Below are 25,276 nucleotides of genomic sequence, written 5' to 3'. Positions count from 1 at the left end.
GGGGGCCGCTCGCGCGCAATCGAGGGAACGGCACGCTGCCACTCAAAGCCGACCTTTGGGCCGACCTCCGGACCAACCTTGGGGTCGATATCGCGGCCAAAAACAAACGGCGGCGCCTTGGGCGCCGCCGTTTGTAATAATCTTGCTTCCGCCACTCAGGTGTTGCTGGCGGTTCCCGCTGTCGGAAACTGCTTGGCGAACTCTGTTTCGTCGCCGGCGGCAAGCAGCTTGGCCTGTTCGATCCAGCGTTCGCGCGCGATGCGGCCGTCGAAGTTCATGACATCCTCAATCCGCTTGATATCGGCGGCTGTCCAGGCGGCGATCTGGGCGAAACTGGTGACGCCTTGTGCCTTGAGCAGCTTCTCGTTGACCGGACCGATGCCGATCAGCCGGCGCAGATTGTCCGGCTTGCCAGATGCTGGTTTGGCCGCCGTGGCTTTTGCCGGTGCTGCCGTTTTTGGCGCGGCGGTCGCCTTTGGGACGCTGGCTTTGGGTGCGCTGGTCTTCGCGGCGGGCGCTGCCTTGGCCGCCGCCGGCTTCTTTGGCGCCGGTTTGGCCGCTGCCGGTGCCGATTTGGCCGCGGCTGGCGTTGACATCAAGGCAGCCGGCGCCTGGCTCGCGGCCTTTGCCGCACCGGTTCCGGCAGCGGGCGTTGCCTGCGCTTCGCGCAGCCGGCGCTCAAGGTCGGCGCGGGTCTTGCCGCATGCATCGAGTTCACCGGTCAGGCGGTCGCTGTCGGCGCGCAGCCTGTCGCGCTCGCTGCGCGTGCGGTCGAGGTCGCCGCGCAAGCTGTCGAGTTCACCGCGCTGGCGTCCCCAGAGGAACCAGCCCACCAACACGCCTACCAGGAATGCCAGGAGCATGTAGAAAAAAGTGCCCATTGTCTCTCTCCAGTCAGATCCGTCTGCCGTGGCATGGGTTCATGACCTTCGGCGAAGGACTACTCGATGGTATTCCGCGGTTCGCAGAACAGCCGGCTTCGGTTCGAGCTGTCGGCGATCGGCTTTGCCTGCCATGGCCAACGGCCGTTGTCGCGTTCGCCAAAGCGCCGCAGTCGGCTGAGACTTTCCCTCGCCGATCCGCATGCGCTCCGGCTGAGCTTGGAACGAAGGCTATCATAGAGCTTGTGGAAAGCTATCGGAAAAACTTCCATGGAGAGTACTTCAAGAACAGATATTTAGGCCAGAATAAGCCGTTCCCAACATGCATCCCGGCTAAACTGTTCTGCGAGCAGATGAGACCTACGGGCGCGTTTCAAGCGTCGAGTGTTTCCAGCTCGTCGATGAGGCCGCTGATGACGCCAAGCCCGATCTGCCAGAAGGCGGGATCGGTAGCATCAAGGCCGAAGGGCGCCAGAAGCTCGGAATGATGTTTGGTGCCGCCGGCGCGCAGCATTTCGAAATACTTGTCCTGGAAGCCGCGCTCGGCATTCTGGTAGACCGCGTAAAGCGAGTTCACCAGGCAGTCGCCGAAAGCATAGGCATAGACGTAGAAGGGCGAATGGATGAAGTGCGGGATGTAGGTCCAGAACACCTCGTAGCCTTCGCGCAGCTTGATCGCCGGCCCGAGGCTTTCGGCCTGCACTTCCAGCCAGAACTGGCCGAGCCTGTCGGAGGTCAGTTCGCCATTCTTGCGCTCGGCATGCACCTTGCGCTCGAATTCGTAGAAGGCGATCTGGCGCACGACCGTGTTGATCATGTCCTCGACCTTCTGGGCGAGCATGGCCTTGCGCTCGCGCCTGTCGGTGGTCTGGTCGAGCAGCGAGCGGAAGGTCAGCATCTCGCCGAAGACGGATGCCGTCTCGGCCAGCGTCAGCGGCGTCGAGGCCATCAGCGCGCCCTGGCCGCTGGCCAGCACCTGATGCACGCCGTGGCCAAGCTCGTGCGCCAGCGTCATCACATCGCGCGGCTTGCCCATGTAGTTGAGCAGGACATAGGGGTGCGCCGACGGCACGGTCGGATGCGAGAAGGCGCCGGGCGACTTGCCCGGACGCACCGGCGCGTCGATCCAGTTGCGGTCGAAGAAGGTCCGCGCGATCTCCGCCATGTCGGGCGAAAAGCGCTGATAGGCGGACAGGACGGTGTTCCTGGCCTCGTCCCAACCGATGATCGCCTGGGGCGTGTCCGGCAACGGCGCGTTGCGGTCCCAGTGGTTCATCACCTCCATGCCCAGCCAGCGCGCCTTCATCGCATAATAGCGGTGCGACAGGCGCGGATAGGCGTCGCGAACGGCGGATGCGAGGGCATCGACCACACCGCGCTCGACGCGGTTGGCGAGATGGCGTGAATCGGCGATGTCCTCGAAGCCACGCCAGCGGTCGGAAATCTCCTTGTCCTTGGCCAGCGTGTTGGTGATCAGCGTGAAAGTGCGCAAATTCTTGCGGAAGGTCGCTGCCAGCGCCTCGGCAGCCCGGCGGCGCACCTCGCCGTCGGCATCCTGCAAGCGGTTTAGCGCCGGCTCCAGCGTCAGCTCCTCGCCGTCGATGTCGAAGCGAAGGTCGGTCATCGTCTCGTCGAACAACCGGTTCCAGGCGCCGCGTCCGGTGATCGATTTTTCGTGGAAAAGCTGCTCGACGCGGTCCTCGAGCTGGTAGGGTTTGTCCTTGCGCAGATCGAGCACCCAGGGCCGGTAGTGGCCGAACGCGGGATCGGCGGCAAGCGCGCCTTCGATCGCGCCGTCGTCGATCAGGTTGAGTTCGAGCGCAAAGAACAGAAGGTGCGCGCTGGCGTCGGTCATCTTCTCCTGGATGTCGCCATAGAGCTTGGCGCGCTGCGGATCGGCGGTGTTTCCGGCATAGACCAGCCCCGCATAGGAGACGATGCGGCCAATCAGTTCCTCCAGTGCCTCGTAGGCGACAAGCGCCTCGCCCAGCCTGCCGGCGCTGCCGCGCTCGGCCTCGGCGGCCAGCGTACCCTTCCAGCGGGTCTCGAAGCTGATCGCATCGGCGGCGGCCTTGACGATGTCGCGCTTCAGTTCCGGCGCATCCATGCCGGCATAGAGATCGGCAAGGTTCCACTCCGGCAGGTCGCCAAGCTCGGCCGCGCCCTGACCGGACGCTCGCGCCGTCAGCCGCCGAGCAGAAACCATGTGCCCAGAAACCATGTGCATTGCCGATACCTTCCGTGGCCGAGGTTCAGGGGGAAACGAGAAGCCGGTCAAATCCTAAGGAATTCATTCACCGGGTTTTTTGAAACCTTATTTAGAACCCTGTGCCAAGATGGCCCACAGGGCAGAATTCCTCGGGCGGGCACAGTCGTATCAGTCATGACAGGTTCCATACTCATAGTCGATGACGATCCCGTGCAGCGCCGGCTGCTCGAAGCAGCCGTGACGCGGTTCGGTTATACGGCAACCGTCGTCGATGGCGGCGCGGCCGCGCTCGATGTTCTCGACGGGCCAAGCGCCCGCGAGGTTTCGGTGGTCATCCTCGATCTGGTCATGCCCGGTCTCGACGGCATCGGCGTGCTGAAGGCGATGCGCGAGCGCGACATAAATGTCCCGACGATCGTGCAGACCGCCCAGGGCGGCATCGAGACCGTGGTTTCGGCAATGCGTCACGGCGCCTTCGATTTCGTCGTCAAGCCGGCCTCTCCCGACAGGCTGCAGGCGTCGATTGCCAATGCGCTCAAGGTCGAGGCAGTCGAGGGCGAGGTCAAGCGCACGTCGCGCCGGCGTGGCGGGCTTTTGACCTTCAAGGACATGGTCACGCACAGCCCGGCCATGGACAGGGTGATCCGCCTTGGCCAGAAGGCGGCGGCATCCAACATCCCGATCCTGATAGAGGGCGAGTCCGGCGTTGGCAAGGAACTGGTGGCGCGCGCCATCCAGGGCAGCGGCGACCGCCGCTCGAAACCCTTCGTCACCGTCAATTGCGGCGCCATTCCCGACAATCTCGTCGAATCGATCCTGTTCGGCCACGAGAAGGGCTCGTTCACCGGCGCCACCGATAAGCACACCGGCAAGTTCGTCGAGGCGCATTCGGGAACGCTGTTTCTCGACGAGATCGGCGATCTGCCACTCGACGTGCAGGTCAAGCTGCTGCGCGCCGTGCAGGACGGCGAGGTCGACCCGGTCGGCGGACGCTCGACCGTCAGGGTCGACATCAGGCTGATTTCGGCGACGCACCGCAACCTCCTGCAGCAGGTCAAGGACGGCAAGTTCCGCGAGGATCTGTTCTATCGGCTGAACGTCTACCCGATCTTCGTGCCGCCGCTGCGCGACCGCCGCGACGACATCCCTTATCTGGTCACGCATTTCATGGAGAAGGTGGCGCCAGCCGACCCGCGTCATCGCCTGCAAGGCATTTCGGCCGCAGCCCTTGCCGTGCTGCAGGCCTATGACTGGCCGGGAAACATCCGGCAGCTCGAAAATGCCGTCTTCCGGGCCTCGGTGCTTTGCGAAGGCGATGTGCTGACCCCGGAGGACTTCCCGCAGATCCGGGCGCAAGTGGAAGGCACCGTCAATCTCGACGCCGATGGCGTTTCGCCGTCTGCGTCCGCGCCGCTGGACACGGAGCCGCGCGACGAGGAAGCCTTGCACGGCGAGGGTGGCTTGCGGGGTGAAGGTGTCTTGGCGACCGAGCCCGATCCGCCGGCCAGGCTGCAGCCCCGCTTCGGCACGTTGCGGGCACTCGACGAACGCGGCAATGTGCGTGCGCTGGCCGATGTCGAACTCGAGATGATCAAGCTTGCCATCGATCACTACAACGGCCAGATGAGCGAAGTCGCCCGCCGCCTCGGCATCGGCCGCTCGACGCTTTATCGCAAGCTCAAGGAATACGGCATCGACCCGGAGACCGGCCGCGTCGATCGGCTCGCTTCCTAAGGTGTGTTGACCTGAATCTTAACACACCTTAGAGCGCATAATCTCTTCCGAAAACCAGTTCCAACCATTGCTTTGCCGACCTTCGGTTCGGGATTCATGCTTCGGCCGCAAGGCCGGAGCCAGCTTGCGATGCCAGAATGCGCCCTGTATCGGGTTTCGGCGGGAATGTGGCGGGCCTATGGACAGGCCTGTTCACGCATTAAGGCTGGCGGTAACAGATCGTGTTTCGGAAAAAGGCGGAAACATGATCTAAACCAGCGGTTTACCAAGAAACCCGGTGAACAATTTTTGACGGGATATCGCCACGGTGTTACCGCATTTTGGCTTCAATAAGCGATGATTAACCATTAGGATCGATATTCGGATGTGAAAACGACACATCCGTTTGGGCAAATCCGGGGACAAACGGCAGCCTGCAGGGCCTTTTGATTTGAACAGAATCGAACGACACACAAACGGGCGGCACCATCACGTGAGCGTCTGGCCGAAATGGCTGGCGGCGTTGATTGTCGCATTTGGTTTTGTTGCCGCGGCTGCAACTGGCGCCAGCGCCGAAACACGTTCGCTGAAGCTCTATCACCTCCACACCCACGAGAAGGCCGAGATCGTCTACAAGCGCAATGGCCGCTACGTTCCGGAGGGTCTCAGGAAGATCAACATCATTCTGCGCGACTGGCGCCGCAACGAACCGACCAAGATGGATCCGCGCCTGCTGGATCTGGTCTGGGAAGCATATCGGGAAAGCGGTGCCACGGACTACATCCAGGTCGTCTGCGGCTATCGCTCGCCGTCGACGAACTCGATGCTGCGCAGCCGCAGCAGGGGCGTCGCCGAGAAGAGCCAGCACATGCTCGGCAAGGCGATGGACTTCTACATTCCCGGCGTGCCGCTGAAGAAGCTGCGCAACATCGGACTCAAGATGCAGGGTGGCGGCGTCGGCTACTACCCGACGTCCGGTTCGCCGTTCGTCCATATGGATGTCGGCAATGTGCGCCATTGGCCCGGCATCAGCCGCCAGGAACTGGTCAGTCTGTTCCCCAATGGCAAGACGCTGCATGTGCCGAGCGACGGCAGGCCGCTGCCCGGCTTTGAGCAGGCGCTCGCCTCCTACAAGGCGCGCAAGGGTTCAGGCGCGCCGGCCATCGAGCTGGCCAGTGCCGGCGGCAGCAGCAAGAAATCAGGTGGGTTCCTGTCGGCTTTCTTTGGCGGCGGCGACGACGAGGCCGACGACAGCGCCGATGTCGAGACCGCTTCGGCGGCACCTCCGCCCAAGGCTAGAAACCTGAAGCCGGCTGCGGCGGCCAAGACCAGCAACCTCCCGGGCATCGCCATCGTGGCGCCGGAGAATGCACAGCGTGCCGAGGTTCCGCAGGTTGCCGAGGAGCAGGCTCCGGAGCCGGAAAAAGATACGCCGGAGACGATCATCGCGGCGCTGCCAGCCCGCAGCATTCCGCTGCCTGATTTTGCACCGCGGCCGAAAGCCGATGTCGGCGCCCAGCCGCCTGAGAATGCTCCTTTTGCCATGGCGGATGCGACAGCGGCTGCGGATGCTACAGCCACCACCGAGCAGGCCGTGGCGACCGCACATGCGCCGGCGAACGTGCCTTTCGGCATGGCCGATTCGTCGGCCGCACCGGACCCGGCCCAGGTCGCTGTCAACAATATACCGTTGCCGACATGGCGCCCCGACAATTCGCTGCCGGCGGCTCTGGCTCCGCCGCCCAGCAAGGACGTGCTGATGGCGCTGGCGGATACGGCTGAGCGCGGCAGCGCCGCGGCCGACGCCTTCTCGGTGCTGCCCAGCGCGCGGCCCGATAGCAAGCCGGATGCGGTCAAGGCCGTGCTTGACGAGGCCAATGCCCAGATCGGCAGTGCGGCCGACGCGTACCATGTCGCGTCCTTGACCTTGTCCGAGCCGCGTTCGGCCTTCAACGATCCGTCGGGCGCCGATGCCGCATCGCCGCGCGAGGCTGTCGTTGCCCGCCCGGCCGGTTCCGATCCGGCCGCCGCGATCGGCGCTGGCGTGAAGACGACGCGCAAGGAATCGAGAGCCACCGCCCGCGACCTGAAGCCCGGCCCCAAGGCCATGGTGATTGCCGCAGCGCCGCAGGCCGCCCGCTGGGCGCTGACCAGTGGCGAGCATGTCGCCACCGTTTCAAGCGCCACGACAGCACCGGGCTACGCCTACAGCATCGTGCATACCCCGCCGAGCGAGGTCTATACGGCCGGCTTCCAGTCCGGCGACCAGATGGCCGATGCCAACCGCTTCACCGGCAACGCCGTCAAGTTCCTGTCGGTCGCCCGCTTCCAGACCAAGTAAGCGACCAGTCAATCGACGAAGCCGCGCCGGGCAACCTGCGCGGCTTTTTGTTGCGTAGCTGGGGCCAATGGCGCCGCCGCCATTGGCCGCGATCACGCCGGTCTGACATTGCGGTGATCGTGGAACGGCTCATTCCTCCAAGGGTTTCTCCCTTGTTCGTTCAAACCCGGGGATAATCCATGAAGAACATTCTACTGGCATCGGTCATTGCATTGGCAACCGCTTCGGCGGCCATCGCTCCCACGCAGGCAGCGACCGTTGTCATCAAGACCAACGACCATATGCACATGAAGAAGCACTGCCGGACCAAGGTGGTCACGCATTGGGCTCACCACCGCAAGGTCGTGGAAAAGATCAGGGTCTGCAACTGATCGGCTCGAACTAATTCAGCAGAACCCGGTCGACGCAAGTCGGCCGGGTTTTTTCATGCCACGCCGAAAGCCCTATTTCGCGAGCTTGCTCGCCGCGCGCGCCAGGGCTTCGATCTCATCCCACTTGCCGGCCTTGACCATGTCGTCGGGCGCCACCCAGGAGCCGCCGACGCAGACGACGTTGGGCAGGCTGAGATACTCGGCCGCGTTCTTGCCGGTGATGCCGCCGGTCGGACAGAATTTCACATCGGCGAGCGGCGAGGCGAAGGCCTTCAGCGAAGCGATGCCGCCCGACTGCTCGGCCGGGAAGAATTTGAGAAAGCGCAAGCCGGCTTCCCGCGCGGCCATGATCTCGCCGGGCGTGATGGCGCCGGGCAGCAGCGGAACGTCGCTGTCGGCGGCTGCCGCCAGAAGCTCGCGGGTGATGCCGGGGCTGACGATGAAGCGCGAGCCCGCGGCCGCCGCCTCTTCGAACTGACGCGCATCGAGAATGGTGCCGGCGCCGACGATGGCTTCCTCGACCTCAGCCGCCACCCGCCGGATCGCTTCCAGCGCGTCGGCGGTTCTGAGCGTGATCTCGATCGCCGGTAGGCCGCCACGGGCCAGAGCGCGTGCCAGCGGCACGGCATCACTGACATTGGCGATCTTCAGCACCGGGATGACCGGCTGGCCGTTGAGGAGCGACAGGAGTTTTTCGGTCTTGCTGGGCATCTGTCTCTCCGTATCGTGGGACAATTCAACCGATTAGCAGACGGGTGTTTTTCTGTCCATGAAACGAAGCGTGTCGCGATGTCACGCGCCGTGGGGCGGTCATACCGGCCACTACTATCAAACGCGATTGACGGGCTGATGAAACTGCTCCGCCTTGAATCGGCTGCGACGAGCGTCTAGTTGCCTTGGCAATGACATTGTCCACGCCAACAGACCGTATCCGCGTCGCCGCGCTCTACCGGTTTGCCCGGCTCGACGCCTTCGACGAATTGCGCGCGCCGCTCGCTGCTTTCTGTTGCGGGCGCGGCATCAAGGGCACGCTGCTTCTGGCGCATGAGGGCATCAACGGCACCGTTGCCGGCCGCGAGACGGCGATTGCCGAACTGATCGATTATCTCGAAGCCATCGACGGGCTGGCCGGCCTCGAGATCAAATACAGCAGTGCAGCGGAAATGCCGTTCCACCGCATGAAGGTGCGGCTGAAGCGCGAGATCGTCACCATGGGCGTCGGCGATATCGACCCGGCGACGAGCGCCGGCACCTATGTCGCGCCGGCCGACTGGAACGCGCTGATTTCCGAGCCCGATACGATCGTCATCGACACGCGCAACGCCTATGAGGTGTCGATCGGCACCTTCAAGGGCGCGGTCGATCCGGCAACGGCAAGCTTTCGCGAGTTCCCGGCCTGGGTGGAAGCACACAGGGCGGAACTCGAGGGCCGCAAGGTGGCGATGTTCTGCACCGGCGGCATACGCTGCGAAAAGGCGACCGCCTACGTCAAGTCGCTCGGTTTCGAAGATGTCTTCCACCTCAAGGGCGGCATCCTCAAATACCTGGAGGAGATTCCCTCCGAACAGAGCCTGTGGCAAGGCGAGTGCTTCGTCTTCGACGAACGCGTTTCCGTGTCGCACGGTCTTGCCGAGGGCGAGGCCGAACTCTGCCGCGCCTGCCGTCATCCGCTGACGCCGAGCGACCTGACATCACCGAAATTCGCCACCGGCGTGTCTTGTCCGCATTGCTTCGATGCGCGTTCCGACGAGGACCGCCAGCGTTATGCCGAGCGCCAGCGCCAGGTTGAACTCGCGCAAGTACGGGGCAGGGGCCGGCATATCGGATCCTGATCCCGGCATCGGCCGCTCGCCGCCAAGGGTCTGCCCCGAAGGGTCCGTCATTGTAATGTCAAGGTGCGGGACCTACCTCTCCGACGTTCGAAACCTGCCCGTTCGGCCGGGCAAATCCTGGAGGCATTGAATGTTCGATCCCAAGAAGCTTCTCGACGATCTGCTCGGCTCGCAAATCCCCGGCACCAGCGGGACCGTCCGCGACAAGGCGGGTCAGGCCGTGCAGATGGCCAAGGACAACCCCCTGGCCGCTGGCGCGCTGGCTGCCGTGCTGCTCGGGACCGGTGCCGGCCGCGAGGTGACAGGTGCCGCGGTGAAGCTTGGCGGCCTGGCCGCGATCGGCGGCCTCGCTTACAAGGCCTACCAGAACTACAAGGCCGGCAACGCGCCGGCGGAAGCGCCCGTGGCCGGCGAACCGGAATTGCTGCCGCCGCCCAAGGACACCGCTTTCCACCCGTCGCAGGCGCCGCAAGGCGAGGACGAATTCACGCTGACCCTGGTTCGGGCGATGATCTCGGCCGCCAAGGCCGATGGCCATATCGACGATGACGAACGCCAGAAGATCGCCGGCAAGCTCAGCCTGGCGGGGATCGGCTCCGATGCCGAGAAATTCCTGATGTCTGAGCTGGAGAGCCCGCTCGACCTCGACACGCTGGTGGCCGGCGCCAAGACCGATGCACAGAAGCTCGAACTCTATACCGCGTCGCGCCTTACCATCGACCCCGACACGCGCGCCGAGCGCGGCTATCTCGACCTGCTTGCCGGCCGGCTTGGCCTGCCGGACGCGCTGGTCGACCATGTCGAGGCGACGGTTTCGGCAGCGAAAGTGCCGGCCAAGGCAGGGACGTCACCCAACCCGCGCTGGTAGCCCAAATCGGCACAGGCGACCTTTCCACGGTTAACCATCCGTTAACTCAGGAAGCGCATGATTCTATATAGTCGGACCGGTTTTCCTCCTCCCAAGCCCGGTTTAGATCAGGGCGGTCGCCAATGACCGCCCTTTTTGTCGAAGGGCCGCCTCCGTATCTTGCGCATCATCGATGTCGCATAGGGTCATGCCGGCATGCCAAAATCGCGCATAATGTATATCGAAAACAAGTCCGCATCGCTGAATGGACCGGCGTGGATTGGCCGCGTCATATTTTCACAAACTGGCAAATCGATGAGCTATCGGGGACGGACCGTTCAAAGCCTGAAAGGCAGCGGATTCAAAGCAAATTACTTCGACATCGAGACAGGCGAGAGGTTTTGGATTTCTGGTCCTCGGAAGGACGGCAAAGATCGGCTCTATCCAGAAAGTTCTGCACCCGTGCAATTGATGCTGACGTCGCAGAGGAATACTGGCGTGAGATCCGGGAAACGTCGCCCAACTGAGTCTGATCCCAGGCTTGTCACGGTCACCATCATTTGCGATGGCTGAGGCGTCACGGAGGACAGTTATGACCGCGCAAAGAACCGCCATCGTCACCGGCGCCGGCACCGGCATCGGCAAGAGCGTCGCCACGGCGTTGCTCAAGGCCGGCTGGAACACCGTGTTCTGCGGACGCCGCAAATCCGTGCTGGATACCGCCGTCGCCGAGGCCGGGCCGACCGAGGCCAAGGCATTGGCGGTTGCCTGCGACATCAGCAAGGCCGGCGAGGTCGATGATCTGTTCGAGACGGTGGCGGAGGCTTTCGGCCGCGTCGACCTGCTGTTCAACAATGCCGGCATGGGCTACAAATCGACGCCGATCGACGAGATCCCGGTCGAGGTGTGGAACGATATCGTCGGCGTCAATCTCACCGGTTCGTTCCTGTGCGCCCGCGCCGCCTTCGGCGCCATGCGCAAGCAGCGGCCGATGGGTGGCCGCATCATCAACAACGGCTCGGTGTCGGCCTATGCGCCGCGTCCGGGCTCGGTGCCTTACACGGCGACCAAGCATGCCATCACCGGACTAACCAAGACGCTGGCGCTCGACGGCCGGCCCTATGACATCGCCTGCGGCCAGATCGACATCGGCAACGCGCTGACCGACATGGCGCAGGCGATGACGGTCGGCGTGCCGCAGGCCAACGGCTCGATCGCCGCCGAGGCGGTGATGGACGTCCAGCGCGTTGCCGACGCCGTCGTCCACATGGCCAGCCTGCCGCTCGACGCCAATGTGCTGTTCATGACGGTGATGGCCACCAAGATGCCGTTTGTCGGGCGTGGGTAGTCATTTCCCTGCCAACGGCACGCCGGGGAGATAGAGCGCGATCGGACGGATTTCGTAAACGGCGGTCGGATTGACGCGGCGAAGGTCGCGCGCGATGGCGATCGCATCGTCGCGGGTGGCGCAGTCGACGACATAGAGGCCGAGAAGCTGTTCCTTGGTCTCGGCGAACGGCCCGTCAATGACGGTCCCGTCGCCCGGCCCGCGCAGAGTGAAGGCCGATTGTGTCGCGCCCAGCCGCGCCGACGGCCCGAGGCTGCCGTCGGCGTGGAGCCTGTCGTTGATCTGCAGCAGGTCGGCCATCAGCGCCGCATCTTCTTGCGGCGTCAGCGCCTTGATCGCATCTTCCACGTGATAGGCGAGGATTGCATAGAACATCTGATGTCATCTCTCTCTGGTCGTGAATCCCTGGACAGCGCGCGCTGAGCCTCACTTCGCCAGGAACGTTCCGATCCGCTCCAGCGCCCGCAAAATGTTCTCCTCGGAGTTGGCGTAGGAGAGCCTGACATAGCCTTCGCCGAGAATGCCGAAATCGGGACCGCCGATCAGCGCCACGCCGGCCTCGTCAAGCAAGGCCGAGGCAAGCTTCTTTGCTTTCCAGCCGGTTTTCGACACGTTGGGGAAGGCATAGAACGCACCCTTGGGCGTGATGCAGGAAATGTTGGGCAAGGCATTCAGCCCCTCGACCACGACCTTCCGGCGGCGGTCGAAGGCGCGCATCATCTTGTCGACATCGTCCTGTGGGCCGTCTATTGCCGCGATGCCGGCGAACTGGCTTGGCGCGTTGACACAGGACCAGCAATTGACTGCCAGCTTGCGCACCTTGTCGTAGAGATGGGCGCCCTTGTCGCCATTCGGCCAGATCGACCAGCCCATGCGCCAGCCGGTCATCGCCCAGGTCTTCGACCAGCCGTTGAGCACGATCAGCCGGTCGCGGATCTCGGGAAAGCCAAGCAGCGAGCAATGCGTCTCGCCGTCATAGGTCATGACGTCGTAGATCTCGTCGGAGAGGATGGCGACCTGTGGATGCTTCTCCAGCCCCTTGACCAGCTTCTCGATCTCGGCGCGTGGCGTCACGCCGCCGGTCGGGTTGGCCGGCGAGTTGAGGATCAACAGCCTGGTCTTCGAGGTGATCAGCGCCAGCGTCTCCTCGGCGGAGAAGGCAAAGCCGTTTTCCTCGCGCATCGGCACCGGGATCGGTGCGGCGCCGGTGAACTCGATCATCGAGCGGTAGATGGGAAAGCCGGGATCGGGATAGAGGATCTCGGCGCCCGGCTCGCCGAACATCAGGATCGCGGCGAACATGGTCGGCTTGCCGCCGGGCAGGATCATCACCGTTTCAGGCGATACCTCGACGCCGGTGGTGGCCAGCGTGCGCCGCACCACCGCTTCGCGCGTCGCCAGCAGGCCATTGGCCGGCGTGTAGCCGTGGTGGCCGTCACGCAGCGCCTTGATCGCCGCCTCGACGATATGCTGCGGCGTCTTGAAGTCGGGCTGGCCGATGCCGAGATTGACGATGTCGCGGCCTTGGCTCGCCAGTGCTGTCGCCCGCGCCAGCACGGCAAAGGCGTTTTCCTCGCCGAGACGGTCGAAGGCCGAAATCGTGTGGAGCATTTTTCCCGTCCGTGTGGTTCTTGCTGTTGGCGTGCGTTTTTGTGAGCTTCGGCTGGCAAAAGTCAAACGGATTGGAGTTTTTGGTGTCGGAAAATCTCAAAGACTGGCAACCGCGTCCGCGGCCTGAGCGCAAGGCCATCGACGGTCGGTACGTCCGGCTCGAGCCGCTGAGCGCCGCAAAACATGGCGACGGCCTCTATGAGGCGTCCTCCGTATCCGACGTCGATGGCCGCTTCGCCTGGCTGCCCGATTATCCGCCGGAGACCCGTGCCGCCTTCCAACCATGGCTGGACAGGGTGGAAGCCAGCGAGGATCCGTTGTTCTTCACCGTCATCGACAAGGCCAGCGGCAAGGTCGCCGGACGCCAGACGCTGATGCGCATCGATCCTGCCTATGGCGTCATCGAGATCGGCAACATCTATTGGGGACCGCTCATCTCGCGCAAGCCGGGAGCGACGGAAGCGCAGTTCCTGTTCATGAAATACATCTTCGACGGGCTCGGCTATCGCCGCTACGAATGGAAATGCAACAACCGCAACGAGCCATCGAAGCGGGCGGCCGAACGCTTCGGCTTCAAGTTCGAGGGCATTTTCCGCCAGCATCTCATCGTCAAGGGTGAAAACCGCGATACGGCATGGTATTCGATCATCGACAAGGAGTGGCCTGATCTGCGCAAAGCCTATGAAGCGTGGCTCGATCCGGCCAATTTCGATGGCGACGGCCAACAGAAGCGACGGCTTGAGGATTTCCGCGCGGAGTTCGGCGCGTGAACTGAATTCGGCGTGCAACGGGAGTTGCCATTGGCACATACCCATTCCGACGATCATAGTGGACACGATCACGGCGCCGGCCATGTGCATGGCTCGACCGATAAGAAACGCGTCCTGATCGCAGCCTGCCTGACCGGCGGCTTCATGGTCGCCGAAGCGCTCGGCGGCCTTCTTACCGGGTCGCTGGCACTTCTGGCCGATGCCGGCCACATGCTGGCCGATTCGATCGCGCTCGGCCTTGCCTGGTATGCGTTCCACCTTGCCGGGCGTCCGGCGACCGGCCGTCTCACCTATGGCTTCGGCCGGGTCAAGACGCTGGTGGCCTATAACAACGGCATTGCCATCTTCGTCATTGCGCTGTGGATCGTCTACGAGGCATGGGGGCGCCTGCAGGCGCCGGCGCCGGTGCTTGGCGGGCCGATGCTGGTGGTGGCGATCCTCGGCCTGCTGGTCAATATCAGTTCCTTCTTCGTGCTGCATGGCGGCGACCGCGAGAGCCTGAACATGCGCGGCGCCATGCTGCATGTGCTCGGCGACCTGCTCGGCTCGGCGGCGGCGATCGTTGCCGCACTGGTCATCCTGGCGACCGGCTGGACGCCGATCGACCCGATCCTGTCGGTCCTGGTCTCGCTGCTGATCCTGTCCACGGCATGGTCGCTGATGCGCGCCGCCGCCCAAGTCCTGCTCGAGGGCGTGCCGCCCAGCCTCGACCGCGATCTGATCGCCAGGGATATCGAGGCGACGGTCCAGGGGGTGCGCGAAGTGCACCACATGCATGTCTGGTCGCTCGACGGAACAAGCAACATGGCGACGCTGCATGCCTGTCTCGACGAAGGCGTCGATGCCTATCAGGCGGTCAGCACCATCAAGAAGCGGCTTGCCAGCGAGCACGGCATCAGCCATGCCACCGTGGAACCGGAATTCGGACAATGCGCCGACGACGGCGACGATCATGATCACGAGCACGAGCATGATGCGGCCGCGCATCACGACCATCATCACCAGGCCTGATCGATTGATATCGATTGGTCCTGCCTCAGGAGTCCCAAAGCCTTGAAAACCAGCTTGATGAACACCCGCTGCCCGGGTGCAGCATGATGGACCGAGACACCAGGAATGCGGCCATCGCGGCAGCGTGGATCATGCTTCTGTTCGGTATCGCCGCCTTCTATCTGCCGACCGTGATGCTGGCACTTGGCAGTTTCTCGACCGTGCTGGCCGGTGCATTTGGGATCGTCTTCGTGCTGGCGTTTTTCTCGGTGTTCTGGCTGCGGGCCCGCAACCAGCGCAAAAACCAGGGTAAGTAAAGGTTCTTTGACATGCGCATTCTGATCACTGGCGCGGCAGGCATGGTCGGCCGCAAGCTCATTGCCCGGCTGGCCAAGGACGGTACGCTGCGCGGCCGCAAGGTCGAAGCACTCGACCTGCACGACATCGTGCCGCCGCAGGCACCTAGCATGGACGGCGTCAGCGTCACCATCCACACCGGCGATCTCACCGAGGCGGGTGCCGCCGAAAGCCTGGTCGGATCGCGCCCCGATGTCGTCTTCCATCTCGCCGGCATCGTGTCCGGCGAGGCGGAGGCGAATTTCGATCTCGGCTACCGCGTCAACCTCGACGGCACACGGGCGCTGTTCGACGCCATCCGCCTGGCAGGCTTTGCACCACGCGTCGTCTTCACCTCGTCGATCGCGGTGTTCGGCGCGCCTTTTCCGGATGTCATCCCGGATGAATTCCACCCGACGCCGCTGACCTCCTACGGCACGCAGAAGCAGATGAGCGAAGCGCTGCTCGCCGATTATTCCAGGCGCGGCTTCTTCGACGGCATCGGCATCCGGCTGCCAACCATCTGCGTGCGGCCAGGCAAGCCGAACAAGGCGGCGTCCGGCTTCTTCTCCGGCATCATTCGCGAACCGTTGAGCGGCCATGAGGCGATCCTGCCGGTGCCGCGCTCGGTCGTGCACACCCACGCCAGTCCCCGCTCGGCGGTCAATTTCCTGATCCATGCGGCCGGGATCGACGGCAACGCTGTCGGGCCGCGCCGCAATCTGACGATGCCCGGCGTCGCCGTCACCGTCGGCGAGCAGATCGAGGCACTGGAACGCATCGCCGGATCGAAGGCGGTGAAACTGATCCGCGAGGAGCCCGACGAGACGATCTGGGCGATCGTCAAGGGCTGGCCGACAAGGTTCGAGGCCCGGCGGTCAAGGGAGCTCGGCTTCAGCGCCGAAAAGAGTTTTGACGAAATCATCCGCGCGCATATCGAGGATGAGCTGGACGGCAAGATCGCGGGTTAAACCCGGAGCGTCGCGACCCGCAAGATCATCCGCCGGTCGCGAGACTCGCCGACAGGAGCAGCAGCCCGAACAGGAACACGAAGGCGGCGCCGCCGATCTCGACGATCGAGTGGATGCGGTTGCCCATGCGGCCGTCGCCGGCGAAATACACCGCCCAGTTCTTGGCGGTCACCGCAAGCGTCGCCAGGGCCGAGACGGTGATGGCGGTGCCCAGCGACATCGCCAGCACCGACAGCAGGCCGCCGAGCCAGAGCCCGTTGAGAAGTGCGAAACTCAGCACGATCAACGCGCCGGAGCAGGGGCGGATGCCGACGGCCGCCACCGCCGACCAGGCCGTGCGCCAGTCGAAGCGGTCGCCCGACAGCAGCGCCGGATCGGGCGCATGCGAGTGGCCGCAGGTGTCGCAGACCTCGCCCGCCGCGTGGTCATGATGAGCATGGTCGTGTGTGGCGTGATCATGGTCGTGATCGTGCGCACCATGCTCGTGATGATCGTGCGCATGGCCATGCGCATGGTCGTGATCGTCATGCACGTGCAGGGCGTGCGAATGGGCAGGCGCCGAATGGCTGTGAGCGGCATGCGAATGGCCGGCGTGCGAATGACCCGCATGAGAATGACCTGCGTGAGCTGCTGACAGGCTGTAGGCGGGGCCTTTGCCAAACAGGCGCAGGACGGAGGGGCCGAGCTTGCGCCACAGCAGCCAGGCGCCAAACAGGGTGACGAAGACAAAGCTCATGATTTCCATGAACCAGGCCGCATCGGTCATCGAGACGGCGGTGCCGCGCAGGACGAAATAAGCAACCGCCATCACCACGACCGCGGTCAGGCCCTGCAGCAGTGCCGAGACGAAGGACAACAGGATGCCGCGCCGCAGCGCCACTTCATTGGCCACCATGTAGGACGATATCACTGCCTTGCCGTGACCGGGGCCGGCGGCGTGGAAAATGCCGTAGGCGAAAGACAGGCCGATGAGCACCCACAGCTTGCTGCCGTCCTGGCGCATCGCCTTCATCGCCGTCGCCAGCGCGCGATAGAATTCCTGCTGCCTGAGATTGATCCACATCAGGATATGGGCGAACGGGCCGGTGGTGGGCGCCATGCCGTCATTGACGCCGATGCCGAGCGAACTCTGGGCATGGGCGGAATTGGCGAAATGCATCATGACAAAGGTGATGGCCAACAGGCCGAATGCCAAACGCAGGGACGGTTTCGTCACCGGGTTCATCCTTCTGGCTGACAGGTCAGTTCGAGCTTGGTGGCGAAGATCTTGCTCATGTCGGTGCCCGTCGGATCGTTGAAGAAGGCATCCGTCAGGGTCTTCTGGTTTTCTTTGATCGCTTCGTCCGGATCCGGACGGATCACCTTGCTGGTGCAATTCGACGGCAGGCCTTCAACCGTGATGTTGGAGTCCTCGGTAAAATCGATCGCCGTGTAGAAGGTCGGATCGTAGACGCCGATGTCGATCTTGCCGGCGAGCTTGATCGGCACCTTCGGCTCGGACTCGAACAGGATGATCAGCTGGTCATTGTCAAAATTGGCCATCAGATGCGGCGGCGGCGTCATCGCCACGTCCTTGCCGTCGACAGTGACGAGCTGGAAGTAGTTGAACTCGGCCAGCGAGGCGTGGACGGTGTCGGCGACCTCCTTCAGCTCCTTGTCGTCGAGCTTCAGGTCGGAGTTCTTGTCGAACTCCATCATCACCGTGCTGGAAAACAGATCGTCGAAGCGCCAGAGATGACGCAGCGCCTTCACACTTTGGTGATCCGGGGAGAGGATCACGTCGAGGCGAGCCTCGGCGAAGACATGTGGATGCACATAAGCCGGTCCAGTGGCGGCAAAGGTCGCCGCCAAGGCCGAAGCCAGCATGATTGCGTGCCGTTTCAGGTGCATTCTCGGTCGCGATTCCATCGGCCTCGGAGATATGTCGAGAGTTACCAGAAAGGGGGCGAAATTGGGACCGCTGGTGCGTGTCGCCCAGAAGTGGACAGCGGTTTGGACAACGACACGCACTCAACAAAAACTCAAAGCGCGTCGCGGCGCGATGCGCTTTGACGGCCAAACCCGGTCAGGCAGCTTCACGTGTCTTGAACCACTGCACCAAAAAGTCGACGAAAACGCGAACTTTCGCCGGCAGATAGCGGCGGTGCGGGTAAACGGCAAAAATGCCGCCGCCCGACAGGATGCGGTCATCGAGCACCGTAACCAGCCGCCCGCTTTCGAGGTCGGGCGCGGCGATGAAATCCGGCAGGATGGAAAATCCGAGCGCCGCCACGGCTGCGGCCCGCGCCGCCATCGGGCTGTTGACCTCGATCGGACCCGACACCGCAACGCTCACCGGATCGCCATTGTCGCCCTTGAACGGCCAGTTGTTCAGTCCGCGGCCATTGGTGTCGACGATGCAAGGCATGCGGCCAAGGTCCTGCGGCCGTGTCGGCATGCCGTGCTTGGCGATCAGTTCGGGAGAGGCGCAGAGCTTTATCGAAAACGGCGCCAGCCGCCTGGCGATCAGCGACGAGTTCTCCAGCCGCGAGATGCGCACCGCGAGATCGAAGCCTTCCTCGACAAGGTCGACGAAGCGGTCGTCGAGCTGGATATCGAGCACGATGTCGGGATATTGCTTGGCGAAGTCGATCAGCGACTGGCCGATCGGCGCATCGGCGAAGGTGCGTGGCGCCGACAGCTTGATCCGGCCGCGTACGTCGCCCGACGATTCGCGCACCGCATCAGCCAGGCTGTCGACCTCGCGCACGATCTCGGAGGCGCGCCGGTAGTAGGTGTGGCCGGCCTCCGTCATCGAGAACTGCCTTGTGGTGCGGTTGAGCAGCAGCGCGCCGAGTTCATCCTCCAGCTCGCGCACATATTTCGACAGCAATGCCTTGGAGCGGCCGATCTTGCGCGCCGCCGCCGAAAAGCCCTCGGCCTCGACCACATCGATGAAAGCACGCATGCGGGTCAGTGTATCCATGGTCAGGCCTTTCGTGCGGCGTCGAGAAGTTTCCGGCCGAGCCGTATCAGGGCAATGTCGCTGCCGGAAGGGCCAAGCAGCGACAGGCCGAACGGGGCGCCGGCGACCGAGCCGACGGGCAAGGTGATTTGCGGAAAGCCCGACAGGCCGGCCAGGCACAGAAGCTGCAACGCCCGCTCGCGATAGGCCTTGAATTGCTCCGGCGTGCTGTCCACGTAGGGTGCCGGGCCCGGCACCGTCGGCAGGACAAGAAAGCCGTCCTTGCCGAGCAGGGCGCCCAGTTCGCCGCGAAAGGTCAGCCGGCGCACCGTCTCGGCCTGTGCCGTGCGGTCGTCGACGGCACGGCCAAAGCCGAAACGCTCATCGACGCCGGGGCCGAGATCGCGCTCGCCACTGGTGATCCATGCGCCATGCACCGCCCAGGCCTCCTTGGCCTGCAGTTGGCGAAAGCACCAGTAAAGTTCGTCCGGAGACGAGGTGAAGGGCGCAGCCGGCGTCGCCGGCGTACCGAAAACCGCGCTCGCCAGCGCCTTCATTCCAGCATATTCGGCAAGCGCCGGGCGGGCGACCAGTTCGTCCAGCCAGTCCAGCGCCAGCGGGCGTTCCAACACGTGCTGGTGCGGGTCGCGGCCAAGCAGCAGCTTGCCCACGGTCTCGTAGGTCTCGATGTCGTCGGCGAACCAGCCGAACGTGTCGAAGCTTGGCGCCAGCTTCATCGTACCATCGAGCGAAATGCGGCCATGCGTGGTGCGCAGCCCGATCAGTCCGCAAAAGCTCGCCGGCGCGCGGATCGAGCCGCCGGTGTCCGAGCCCGTGGCGATATCGGCCAGCCTGCCCGCCACCGCCGCCGCCGACCCCGATGACGAGCCGCCGGTGACGCGGTCGGGCGCTGCCGGGTTCACCGGAAACGAAAAATGCGCATTCTGACCGAACAGCGCGAAGGCAAGCTCGTCGGTCTGGGTCTTGCCGACGAAGCGCGCGCCGGCATCGAGAATCATCTGCACGGCCGGCGCGGTGCGCGAGGCGGTGGGGCTTTCAGCGAACTTCTGCAAATTGCCGCAACCGGTGCGGTAGCCGGCGACGTCGTAGATGTCCTTGACGGCCAGCCGCAGGCCGGCCAGCGGTCCGAGCTCGGCATGTGCCACCGGCATCTGGCTGACATCGAGAAAGGCGTTGAGGGGGCCGTGTGTGCCTGGCATCGTTCGATATCCGGATACGATTGCACCAACATTGTTCGATGCCAGAAATTTTACAACCTTGGATGCGATTTTTATTGATTGTGAAAGCCTTCGCTCTTATATCGCGTTTGCCCAAAGTCGCACGTGCCTGTGGGTGTCCGCCGATCCTCGAATGGTGAGGGAAATCGGTAAGGTAACTGGAGCCAACCCCTCCAGTCGGTTTAGCGGCCAACCGCCAGACCGAGGACACCTTGAAGCAACGACGGTGCGGGCCTTTCTGGTGTTCTGCCGGTTGTCCAAAGACCGGGGTTACTGAAGAGGCACACCTTCATTGCCGGCAGTGCGGACGGGTCTCCCATCCAAGCCAAGGCAGACAAAGCGAACCGAGGCCGGGCAAGGCCAAGGTTCACCGCCGCGAGACGGCGTTTCATGGTTCCGGGGTCTCCACCGGCTGGTTCCATGGATTTCCGTCCCGCCTTTGTCCACCGCGTGTTCGCGAGGCTGACAGCCCGCGTCCGCAGCCTTATTGCGCGCCGAAAGGCGCTGATGGAGAGACCCCGATGGCTACCCAGCGTATCCTTGACTTCCTCGCCACCCGACGTCCGACCGGCCCCTGCCTCGTCGTCGACCTCGATGTCGTGCGCGACAATTTCCGCGCCTTCGAGAAGGCGCTGCCCGATTCCAAGATCTACTATGCGGTGAAAGCAAACCCGGCGCCGGAAATCCTGCGCCTCCTTGCTGCGATGGGCTCGTCCTTCGACACCGCTTCCGTTGCCGAAGTCGAGATGGCGATGGACGCCGGTGCGCCGGCGGACCGCATCTCCTTCGGCAACACCATCAAGAAGGAGCGTGATATCGCACGCGCCTACCAGCTCGGCATCCGCCTGTTCGCGGTGGATTGCGTCGAAGAGGTCGAGAAGATCGCCCGCGTCGCTCCCGGCGCGCGCGTGTTCTGCCGTGTGCTGACCGATGGCGAGGGCGCCGAATGGCCGCTGTCGCGCAAGTTCGGCTGCGTGCCGGCGATGGCCGTCGACGTGCTGCGCCATGCCAAGGGGCTCGGCCTCGACGCCTATGGCGTGTCGTTCCATGTCGGCTCGCAGCAGACCGACCTGACCGCCTGGGACCGTGCTCTCGCCGACGCCAAGACGGTGTTCGCGACGCTCGCCGACGAAGGGATCGTGCTCAAGATGGTCAATATGGGCGGCGGTTTCCCGACGCGCTATCTGCGTGACGTGCCGGCGGCGCAGGCCTATGGCCAGGCGATCTTCTCGGCGCTGCGCAAGCATTTCGGCAATGCCATTCCGGAAACCATCATCGAGCCGGGCCGTGGCATGGTCGGCAATGCCGGTGTCATCAAGTCGGAAGTCGTGCTGATCTCGAAGAAGGCCGCCAACGACAATGTGCGCTGGGTGTTCCTCGACATCGGCAAGTTCGGCGGTCTGGCCGAGACGATGGACGAGGCGATCCGCTACCCGATCGTCACCGCGCATGACGGCACGGAGACCGCACCCTGCGTGCTCGCCGGCCCGACCTGCGATTCGGCCGACGTGATGTACGAGAAGACGCCGTATCCGCTGCCCTTGTCGCTGACCATCGGCGACGAGGTGCTGATCGAAGGCACCGGAGCATACACGACCACCTACTCGGCGGTCGCTTTCAACGGCTTCGAGCCTCTCCGATCCTACGTGATCTGACGGTTCGCAAGAACTGGTCAGATCATCCCAGGTGGGCGTCTTGCGTCCACCCGGGCTCGCCTGTGGAACAGATCTCCGCTCGCTAGGGATCGCGGAAATGGACATTGCAAATTTCATCGATGAGGGCGCCTGGGTGATCTCCCCCCTTGAGGGGAAGAGTGGCCGCGTCATTGCCATCGTCGCCGAAACCTCAGCCGACGTTGCAGCGCGTGAAGCGCTGCTCGACGACGCCATGGGGCCGAAGCGCAAGAAGAAATCGTCGGAGAAGCTGCGGCGTGGCCGCCGGCCTTCGGAAGGCCTGGCCTTTATCGCCCGCGATGCGTCGGGCGCCGTCGCTGGCACCGTGCGGCTGTGGGATGTCAGATTGGGCGAGGGCGGTCCGGCAGCGCTGCTGCTTGGTCCGCTCGCCGTCGACCCGTTGCTCAAGAGTGCCGGCATCGGCTCGGCGCTGATGCGTCATGCCATCGCCGAGGCGGCGCGGCTTGGCCATGCGGCGATCCTGCTGGTCGGCGACGCGCCCTATTACGGACGCTTCGGATTCTCGGCCGCCAGGACCGGTTCGCTCGCCATGCCCGGCCCCTATGAGCGGCACCGCCTTTTGGCGCTGGAACTGGTCGACGGCGCGCTTGATGGCGCGCAGGGCACACTGAAGGCGGCGGGACGCAAGCTGAAGGCGCAGCAGCTGACGTCGGCGGCCTGAGCTGCAAGGGCTGCGTGATGCGGCCACCCGGGTCCGGCCCCAAAACGAAAACGCCGCCCATCGGGCGGCGTTTTGCGCGTCTCACAAGCGGTCAGCCGATCAACTGGCTGAGTGCCATGGCGACGGTCATGTCGCCTTCGACCTTTATCTTGCCGGTCATGAACGCCATGGTCGGATTCAGGTCGCCAGAAATCAGCGAATCCAGATCGTCGAGCGAGAGTTTGATGGTGCAATCGGCGGGTCCGTCTGATGTCGAGATGGTTGCGCCGTCGATGACGATGACGCCGTCGGCGCCGGTGTCGAATTTCACGGAACGATCGAACCCGCTGCTCGCCACGCGCGACTTGATCTTCTCGGCAATCTCCTGAACGCTCACGCTGTTCTCCTTGTCTGGTTGGTCGCGCAACGGCGCTTCGACCCGGCTTAAGTCGCCATGCCGCGTTTTTTGCGATCACGGCCGCTGCCGCATATAGCTTTGGGTTGACGTTTACGTCAACGCGAATTCCGGTGGCTGGTTCCTATCGCCGCAGCGGATGACGTCCGATGTGATCGGGCTGCGGGCAACGGCACGCCGGGCAGATCAATGTTCCTTGAATGCCTTGGTCATTTCCGCCGCCGTCTCGCTTTTCTTGCGGCGCAGCCAGTTGTCGCGGATTTCGTCCTTGCTGAGGAAATTGACCTGATCGATCAGAACCTCATGCACCAAAGTGGCGCCGACACGGGTGTTGACAGTGTCGCGGATCGCGGCGCGGAAGGCATCGAGATCGATCGTCGCCTTCTTGGTGAAGTCGATCTGCGGATTGGAATAGAGGTAGGTATAGACCTGGTCGGTGATGAGCGCTTCGGCCGGAATGGACAGCTTCTTTATCTGCTCGGGCTCGACCGTGTAGACAAGCTTGGTCAGGAAATAGCCGCCGATCTCGGAATCGCGGATCAGCGGCACGGAGATGATATCGGTCTTGACGTAGTCGAGGCCGCCCAGCATCGGCTTCGGCGTCTCGCCGACACCACGCTCGCCGGCTGCCTGGAACGAATAGAACACGGCGCCGAGCGTGGCGGCGCAGATCCAGACGGCGATGGCGATGACCTTGATCATCAGACCTTGTCATTCCCTGGTGATGGGAACGCGGCACTATTTTTTTGCCTGGGCATTGTGTTCGGCATCATGCCTTCATCCAGCCGAACTCGCCGGCGGAATAGGTGCCGTCGGTTTCCGCGCGCTGGATGGCGTGCCGCAGCAGGCTGGCGACCTCGTTGACCGCGCTGAGGTGAGCCAGGATCGCCGCCTCGTTCTTCGCCAGCTTCTGGCGCAGCCGGGTCAGGCCTTCGCGGTGCTGTTCGAGGAATTCGGCTTCGCTGCCGCCCTTCATGGCGCGGGTCAACTCGTAGAGATAGCGGCTCTTGCGGGCGTTCGAGGCCTTGAGATCATAGTTGGTGGCGTTGCGGATGCCGGCCGTCTCTTCCTCGACCACTTCCTCGATGCGGCCGATGATGGCGGCGAGGTTGCCAGGCCGCGCGAACGGGATCGGCGCTTCCGACGCGGTCGTGCGTGCTGGCAGGTTGGCGGTGAATTCCGAAAAGTCGGCCATGAGAATCCCGGTCTGGTTAGATTGAACTCGGATACGCACTATCTCAGTGTTTTAGCGTGATCTTTCCCAAAACCGGTTCCCGGTTTTGGGGCATGCCCTAGATCTTGATGTCTGTCTTGATGGCGGTCTCGTCACCGGTGATCGACCGGGCCGCCTTGCGTTGCAATTCGTGGACCAGCGAGGTCGACAGGCTGTTCTGTTGATCGATCTCGGTCTTTTCCGGCCCGCCCGAAACCGGACCGACCGGCACGACGCGCTTGCCTTCGAGATAGTGGTCGGCGAGCATCGACTTGGCGATGCCGATGCCGCCGCGTTCGGCCATCACGTCGGCCACCCGCTCGGCAAGCTGCGATTTCCACATGTCACCGGCCAGGCCCTTGCCGTAGACGCCTTCGGTGTCCTTGGGCAGCATGTTCTGTATGAAGGTCTGCAGCACCATCGCCTCGAACTTCTTGAACTTCTTGGCCGGGTCGGTCGCTGCGGCGGCCTTGTCGGCGGTGGCGCGCGACAGGATCGAGCCGGCATCGACCGAAGCCGCGGTGTCGACCGAAAACGTCCCGGCAGCACCACCGGCGCGCCTGGTCAGCGCGGCGCGGGCGGCCTCGATGTCCGTCGGGTCGACGGCTCGGGCCACATCCATAACGATGTCGCTGGGTGGAGAAATCGCCAAGAAAGTCCGCCTGTTATCGGTTTTCCTAGCCAGACCATGCCTCAACAAGCTTGTGGCAGGCTTGCGCGGGTGGGAGAGGCGGAATGCAGGTGTGTGTCGTGGTCGGCCAAGCGCCAACTACGGACATCGCCAAGCCACTATTCGGACGTCGCGTTTTGGGCCGGAGAACGAACCCGCTGCGCGGGAGGGCGCCTGCGGTTGAGGTAGAGATCAAGAACCGGTCGTTGCGCCTGCATTGAGCGGGGTTCGGCAGCGGCAGA

26 protein-coding genes are annotated in these 25,276 nt (G+C 63.7%); 13 read left to right on the top strand and 13 right to left on the bottom strand.

What is annotated here, in order from left to right; translation table 11 throughout:
- Window positions 1-155: 155 nt before the first annotated feature.
- Both ACFFNA_RS24225 and ACFFNA_RS24220 read right to left on the bottom strand, forming a co-directional pair.
- Entirely contained in the window at window positions 156-881 is a 726-nt protein-coding gene (locus ACFFNA_RS24225; RefSeq protein WP_378922171.1) for a helix-hairpin-helix domain-containing protein, read from the bottom strand.
- 373 nt (window positions 882-1,254) lie between these two features.
- Entirely contained in the window at window positions 1,255-3,087 is a 1,833-nt protein-coding gene (locus tag ACFFNA_RS24220) for a M3 family oligoendopeptidase (RefSeq protein ID WP_378922169.1), read from the bottom strand.
- 177 nt (window positions 3,088-3,264) lie between these two features.
- On the opposite strand from ACFFNA_RS24220, the gene ACFFNA_RS24215 reads away from it, so the two are divergent.
- The 3 genes from ACFFNA_RS24215 (at window position 3,265) to ACFFNA_RS24205 (ending at window position 7,515) form a co-directional block, all read left to right on the top strand.
- Entirely contained in the window at window positions 3,265-4,824 is a 1,560-nt protein-coding gene (locus tag ACFFNA_RS24215) for a sigma-54-dependent transcriptional regulator (RefSeq protein WP_378922167.1), read from the top strand.
- 472 nt (window positions 4,825-5,296) lie between these two features.
- Window positions 5,297-7,144, top strand: a complete 1,848-nt coding sequence (locus tag ACFFNA_RS24210; RefSeq protein ID WP_378922165.1) for a peptidoglycan L,D-endopeptidase MepK — start codon at window positions 5,297-5,299, stop codon at window positions 7,142-7,144.
- A gap of 179 nt (window positions 7,145-7,323) precedes the next feature.
- The gene (locus ACFFNA_RS24205; RefSeq protein WP_378922163.1) at window positions 7,324-7,515 is read left to right on the top strand and encodes a hypothetical protein; all 192 of its coding nucleotides are present in this window, start codon (window positions 7,324-7,326) and stop codon (window positions 7,513-7,515) included.
- A 72-nt stretch (window positions 7,516-7,587) separates the two neighbouring features.
- On the opposite strand, the gene ACFFNA_RS24200 is transcribed toward ACFFNA_RS24205, so the two are convergent.
- Window positions 7,588-8,226 carry a 2-dehydro-3-deoxy-phosphogluconate aldolase gene (locus ACFFNA_RS24200; protein WP_378922161.1) on the bottom strand — a complete coding sequence of 213 codons (639 nt, stop codon included), beginning with the start codon at window positions 8,224-8,226 and terminating at the stop codon, window positions 7,588-7,590.
- A gap of 191 nt (window positions 8,227-8,417) precedes the next feature.
- Between ACFFNA_RS24200 and trhO the strand changes: the two genes are divergently transcribed.
- The 4 genes from trhO (at window position 8,418) to ACFFNA_RS24180 (ending at window position 11,542) form a co-directional block, all read left to right on the top strand.
- Entirely contained in the window at window positions 8,418-9,347 is a 930-nt protein-coding gene (gene trhO / locus ACFFNA_RS24195) for an oxygen-dependent tRNA uridine(34) hydroxylase TrhO (RefSeq protein ID WP_378922602.1), read from the top strand.
- 130 nt (window positions 9,348-9,477) lie between these two features.
- Window positions 9,478-10,215 carry a tellurite resistance TerB family protein gene (locus tag ACFFNA_RS24190; protein WP_378922159.1) on the top strand — a complete coding sequence of 246 codons (738 nt, stop codon included), beginning with the start codon at window positions 9,478-9,480 and terminating at the stop codon, window positions 10,213-10,215.
- 213 nt (window positions 10,216-10,428) lie between these two features.
- Window positions 10,429-10,767 carry a 1-deoxy-D-xylulose-5-phosphate synthase gene (locus tag ACFFNA_RS24185; protein WP_378922157.1) on the top strand — a complete coding sequence of 113 codons (339 nt, stop codon included), beginning with the start codon at window positions 10,429-10,431 and terminating at the stop codon, window positions 10,765-10,767.
- Between the two features lie 19 nt (window positions 10,768-10,786).
- Complete coding sequence (locus ACFFNA_RS24180; protein WP_111548648.1) at window positions 10,787-11,542, top strand: SDR family oxidoreductase; 756 nt, start codon at window positions 10,787-10,789, stop codon at window positions 11,540-11,542.
- On the opposite strand, the gene ACFFNA_RS24175 is transcribed toward ACFFNA_RS24180, so the two are convergent.
- Window positions 11,543-11,917: a YciI family protein gene (locus ACFFNA_RS24175; RefSeq protein WP_111548647.1), complete on the bottom strand. Its 375-nt coding sequence runs from the start codon at window positions 11,915-11,917 to the stop codon at window positions 11,543-11,545. It lies immediately after the preceding gene.
- Between the two features lie 51 nt (window positions 11,918-11,968).
- Window positions 11,969-13,153, bottom strand: coding sequence for a pyridoxal phosphate-dependent aminotransferase (locus ACFFNA_RS24170; RefSeq protein WP_378922154.1), 1,185 nt, complete (start codon window positions 13,151-13,153; stop codon window positions 11,969-11,971).
- Between the two features lie 83 nt (window positions 13,154-13,236).
- On the opposite strand from ACFFNA_RS24170, the gene ACFFNA_RS24165 reads away from it, so the two are divergent.
- From ACFFNA_RS24165 to denD, 4 genes are all read left to right on the top strand, one after another.
- Window positions 13,237-13,923, top strand: a complete 687-nt coding sequence (locus ACFFNA_RS24165) for a GNAT family N-acetyltransferase (RefSeq protein WP_378922152.1) — start codon at window positions 13,237-13,239, stop codon at window positions 13,921-13,923.
- A gap of 30 nt (window positions 13,924-13,953) precedes the next feature.
- Window positions 13,954-14,934 (top strand): cation diffusion facilitator family transporter, encoded by a 981-nt coding sequence (locus ACFFNA_RS24160; RefSeq protein WP_378922150.1) that lies wholly within the window; start codon window positions 13,954-13,956, stop codon window positions 14,932-14,934.
- Window positions 14,935-15,017: 83 nt separating this feature from the next.
- On the top strand, window positions 15,018-15,230 hold the full coding sequence (locus ACFFNA_RS24155) for a hypothetical protein (protein WP_111548644.1): 213 nt from the start codon (window positions 15,018-15,020) through the stop codon (window positions 15,228-15,230).
- Window positions 15,231-15,242: 12 nt separating this feature from the next.
- Window positions 15,243-16,220 carry a D-erythronate dehydrogenase gene (gene denD / locus ACFFNA_RS24150; protein WP_378922148.1) on the top strand — a complete coding sequence of 326 codons (978 nt, stop codon included), beginning with the start codon at window positions 15,243-15,245 and terminating at the stop codon, window positions 16,218-16,220.
- A gap of 25 nt (window positions 16,221-16,245) precedes the next feature.
- Here denD and ACFFNA_RS24145 read toward each other — a convergent pair whose 3' ends face one another.
- From ACFFNA_RS24145 to ACFFNA_RS24130, 4 genes are all read right to left on the bottom strand, one after another.
- Window positions 16,246-17,445, bottom strand: a complete 1,200-nt coding sequence (locus tag ACFFNA_RS24145) for a nickel/cobalt transporter (protein ID WP_378922146.1) — start codon at window positions 17,443-17,445, stop codon at window positions 16,246-16,248.
- The gene (locus ACFFNA_RS24140) at window positions 17,442-18,110 is read right to left on the bottom strand and encodes a DUF1007 family protein (RefSeq protein ID WP_378922144.1); all 669 of its coding nucleotides are present in this window, start codon (window positions 18,108-18,110) and stop codon (window positions 17,442-17,444) included. Before ACFFNA_RS24140 ends, ACFFNA_RS24145 begins: the two co-directional genes overlap by 4 nt.
- A 175-nt stretch (window positions 18,111-18,285) precedes the next feature.
- Window positions 18,286-19,185, bottom strand: coding sequence for a LysR family transcriptional regulator (locus ACFFNA_RS24135; RefSeq protein WP_111548640.1), 900 nt, complete (start codon window positions 19,183-19,185; stop codon window positions 18,286-18,288).
- Window positions 19,186-19,187: 2 nt separating this feature from the next.
- Window positions 19,188-20,384 (bottom strand): amidase, encoded by a 1,197-nt coding sequence (locus ACFFNA_RS24130; RefSeq protein WP_378922142.1) that lies wholly within the window; start codon window positions 20,382-20,384, stop codon window positions 19,188-19,190.
- A gap of 539 nt (window positions 20,385-20,923) precedes the next feature.
- Here ACFFNA_RS24130 and odc2 point away from each other — a divergent pair.
- Together odc2 and ACFFNA_RS24120 are read left to right on the top strand one after the other, a co-directional pair.
- Window positions 20,924-22,057 (top strand): ornithine/lysine decarboxylase, encoded by a 1,134-nt coding sequence (odc2, locus tag ACFFNA_RS24125; protein ID WP_111548638.1) that lies wholly within the window; start codon window positions 20,924-20,926, stop codon window positions 22,055-22,057.
- A 97-nt stretch (window positions 22,058-22,154) separates the two neighbouring features.
- Complete coding sequence (locus tag ACFFNA_RS24120; protein WP_378922139.1) at window positions 22,155-22,757, top strand: GNAT family N-acetyltransferase; 603 nt, start codon at window positions 22,155-22,157, stop codon at window positions 22,755-22,757.
- A gap of 91 nt (window positions 22,758-22,848) precedes the next feature.
- On the opposite strand, the gene ACFFNA_RS24115 is transcribed toward ACFFNA_RS24120, so the two are convergent.
- The 4 genes from ACFFNA_RS24115 to ACFFNA_RS24100 all read right to left on the bottom strand — a co-directional run bounded on the left by ACFFNA_RS24115 (window position 22,849) and on the right by ACFFNA_RS24100 (window position 25,016).
- Complete coding sequence (locus tag ACFFNA_RS24115) at window positions 22,849-23,133, bottom strand: SCP2 sterol-binding domain-containing protein (protein WP_111548938.1); 285 nt, start codon at window positions 23,131-23,133, stop codon at window positions 22,849-22,851.
- A gap of 204 nt (window positions 23,134-23,337) precedes the next feature.
- Window positions 23,338-23,853 (bottom strand): hypothetical protein, encoded by a 516-nt coding sequence (locus tag ACFFNA_RS24110; protein WP_111548637.1) that lies wholly within the window; start codon window positions 23,851-23,853, stop codon window positions 23,338-23,340.
- A gap of 67 nt (window positions 23,854-23,920) precedes the next feature.
- A complete protein-coding gene (locus tag ACFFNA_RS24105; protein WP_111548636.1) occupies window positions 23,921-24,346 on the bottom strand; it encodes a hypothetical protein in 426 nt (141 codons plus the stop codon).
- A gap of 97 nt (window positions 24,347-24,443) precedes the next feature.
- Complete coding sequence (locus ACFFNA_RS24100; RefSeq protein ID WP_208647190.1) at window positions 24,444-25,016, bottom strand: rod-binding protein; 573 nt, start codon at window positions 25,014-25,016, stop codon at window positions 24,444-24,446.
- Window positions 25,017-25,276 lie beyond the last annotated feature (260 nt).

It is taken from the genome of Mesorhizobium kowhaii, assembly GCF_042431665.1.
Classification (GTDB): domain Bacteria; phylum Pseudomonadota; class Alphaproteobacteria; order Rhizobiales; family Rhizobiaceae; genus Mesorhizobium; species Mesorhizobium kowhaii.
The sequence above is the reverse complement of the archived record's forward strand: the minus strand, read 5'-3'. Positions and strand labels throughout refer to the sequence as shown.

Coding starts and splice junctions, on each gene's coding strand:
- ACFFNA_RS24220 (WP_378922169.1), bottom strand. CDS start 3,087: ATGGTTTCTGCTCGGCGGCTGACGGCGCGAGCGTCCGGTCAGGGCGCG.
- ACFFNA_RS24215 (WP_378922167.1), top strand. CDS start 3,265: ATGACAGGTTCCATACTCATAGTCGATGACGATCCCGTGCAGCGCCGG.
- ACFFNA_RS24185 (WP_378922157.1), top strand. CDS start 10,429: ATGTATATCGAAAACAAGTCCGCATCGCTGAATGGACCGGCGTGGATT.
- ACFFNA_RS24205 (WP_378922163.1), top strand. CDS start 7,324: ATGAAGAACATTCTACTGGCATCGGTCATTGCATTGGCAACCGCTTCG.
- ACFFNA_RS24190 (WP_378922159.1), top strand. CDS start 9,478: ATGTTCGATCCCAAGAAGCTTCTCGACGATCTGCTCGGCTCGCAAATC.
- denD (WP_378922148.1), top strand. CDS start 15,243: ATGCGCATTCTGATCACTGGCGCGGCAGGCATGGTCGGCCGCAAGCTC.
- ACFFNA_RS24105 (WP_111548636.1), bottom strand. CDS start 24,346: ATGGCCGACTTTTCGGAATTCACCGCCAACCTGCCAGCACGCACGACC.
- ACFFNA_RS24130 (WP_378922142.1), bottom strand. CDS start 20,384: ATGCCAGGCACACACGGCCCCCTCAACGCCTTTCTCGATGTCAGCCAG.
- ACFFNA_RS24225 (WP_378922171.1), bottom strand. CDS start 881: ATGGGCACTTTTTTCTACATGCTCCTGGCATTCCTGGTAGGCGTGTTG.
- ACFFNA_RS24120 (WP_378922139.1), top strand. CDS start 22,155: ATGGACATTGCAAATTTCATCGATGAGGGCGCCTGGGTGATCTCCCCC.
- ACFFNA_RS24110 (WP_111548637.1), bottom strand. CDS start 23,853: ATGATCAAGGTCATCGCCATCGCCGTCTGGATCTGCGCCGCCACGCTC.
- ACFFNA_RS24200 (WP_378922161.1), bottom strand. CDS start 8,226: ATGCCCAGCAAGACCGAAAAACTCCTGTCGCTCCTCAACGGCCAGCCG.
- ACFFNA_RS24175 (WP_111548647.1), bottom strand. CDS start 11,917: ATGTTCTATGCAATCCTCGCCTATCACGTGGAAGATGCGATCAAGGCG.
- ACFFNA_RS24140 (WP_378922144.1), bottom strand. CDS start 18,110: ATGCACCTGAAACGGCACGCAATCATGCTGGCTTCGGCCTTGGCGGCG.
- ACFFNA_RS24170 (WP_378922154.1), bottom strand. CDS start 13,153: ATGCTCCACACGATTTCGGCCTTCGACCGTCTCGGCGAGGAAAACGCC.
- ACFFNA_RS24155 (WP_111548644.1), top strand. CDS start 15,018: ATGATGGACCGAGACACCAGGAATGCGGCCATCGCGGCAGCGTGGATC.
- odc2 (WP_111548638.1), top strand. CDS start 20,924: ATGGCTACCCAGCGTATCCTTGACTTCCTCGCCACCCGACGTCCGACC.
- trhO (WP_378922602.1), top strand. CDS start 8,418: ATGACATTGTCCACGCCAACAGACCGTATCCGCGTCGCCGCGCTCTAC.
- ACFFNA_RS24180 (WP_111548648.1), top strand. CDS start 10,787: ATGACCGCGCAAAGAACCGCCATCGTCACCGGCGCCGGCACCGGCATC.
- ACFFNA_RS24135 (WP_111548640.1), bottom strand. CDS start 19,185: ATGGATACACTGACCCGCATGCGTGCTTTCATCGATGTGGTCGAGGCC.
- ACFFNA_RS24145 (WP_378922146.1), bottom strand. CDS start 17,445: ATGAACCCGGTGACGAAACCGTCCCTGCGTTTGGCATTCGGCCTGTTG.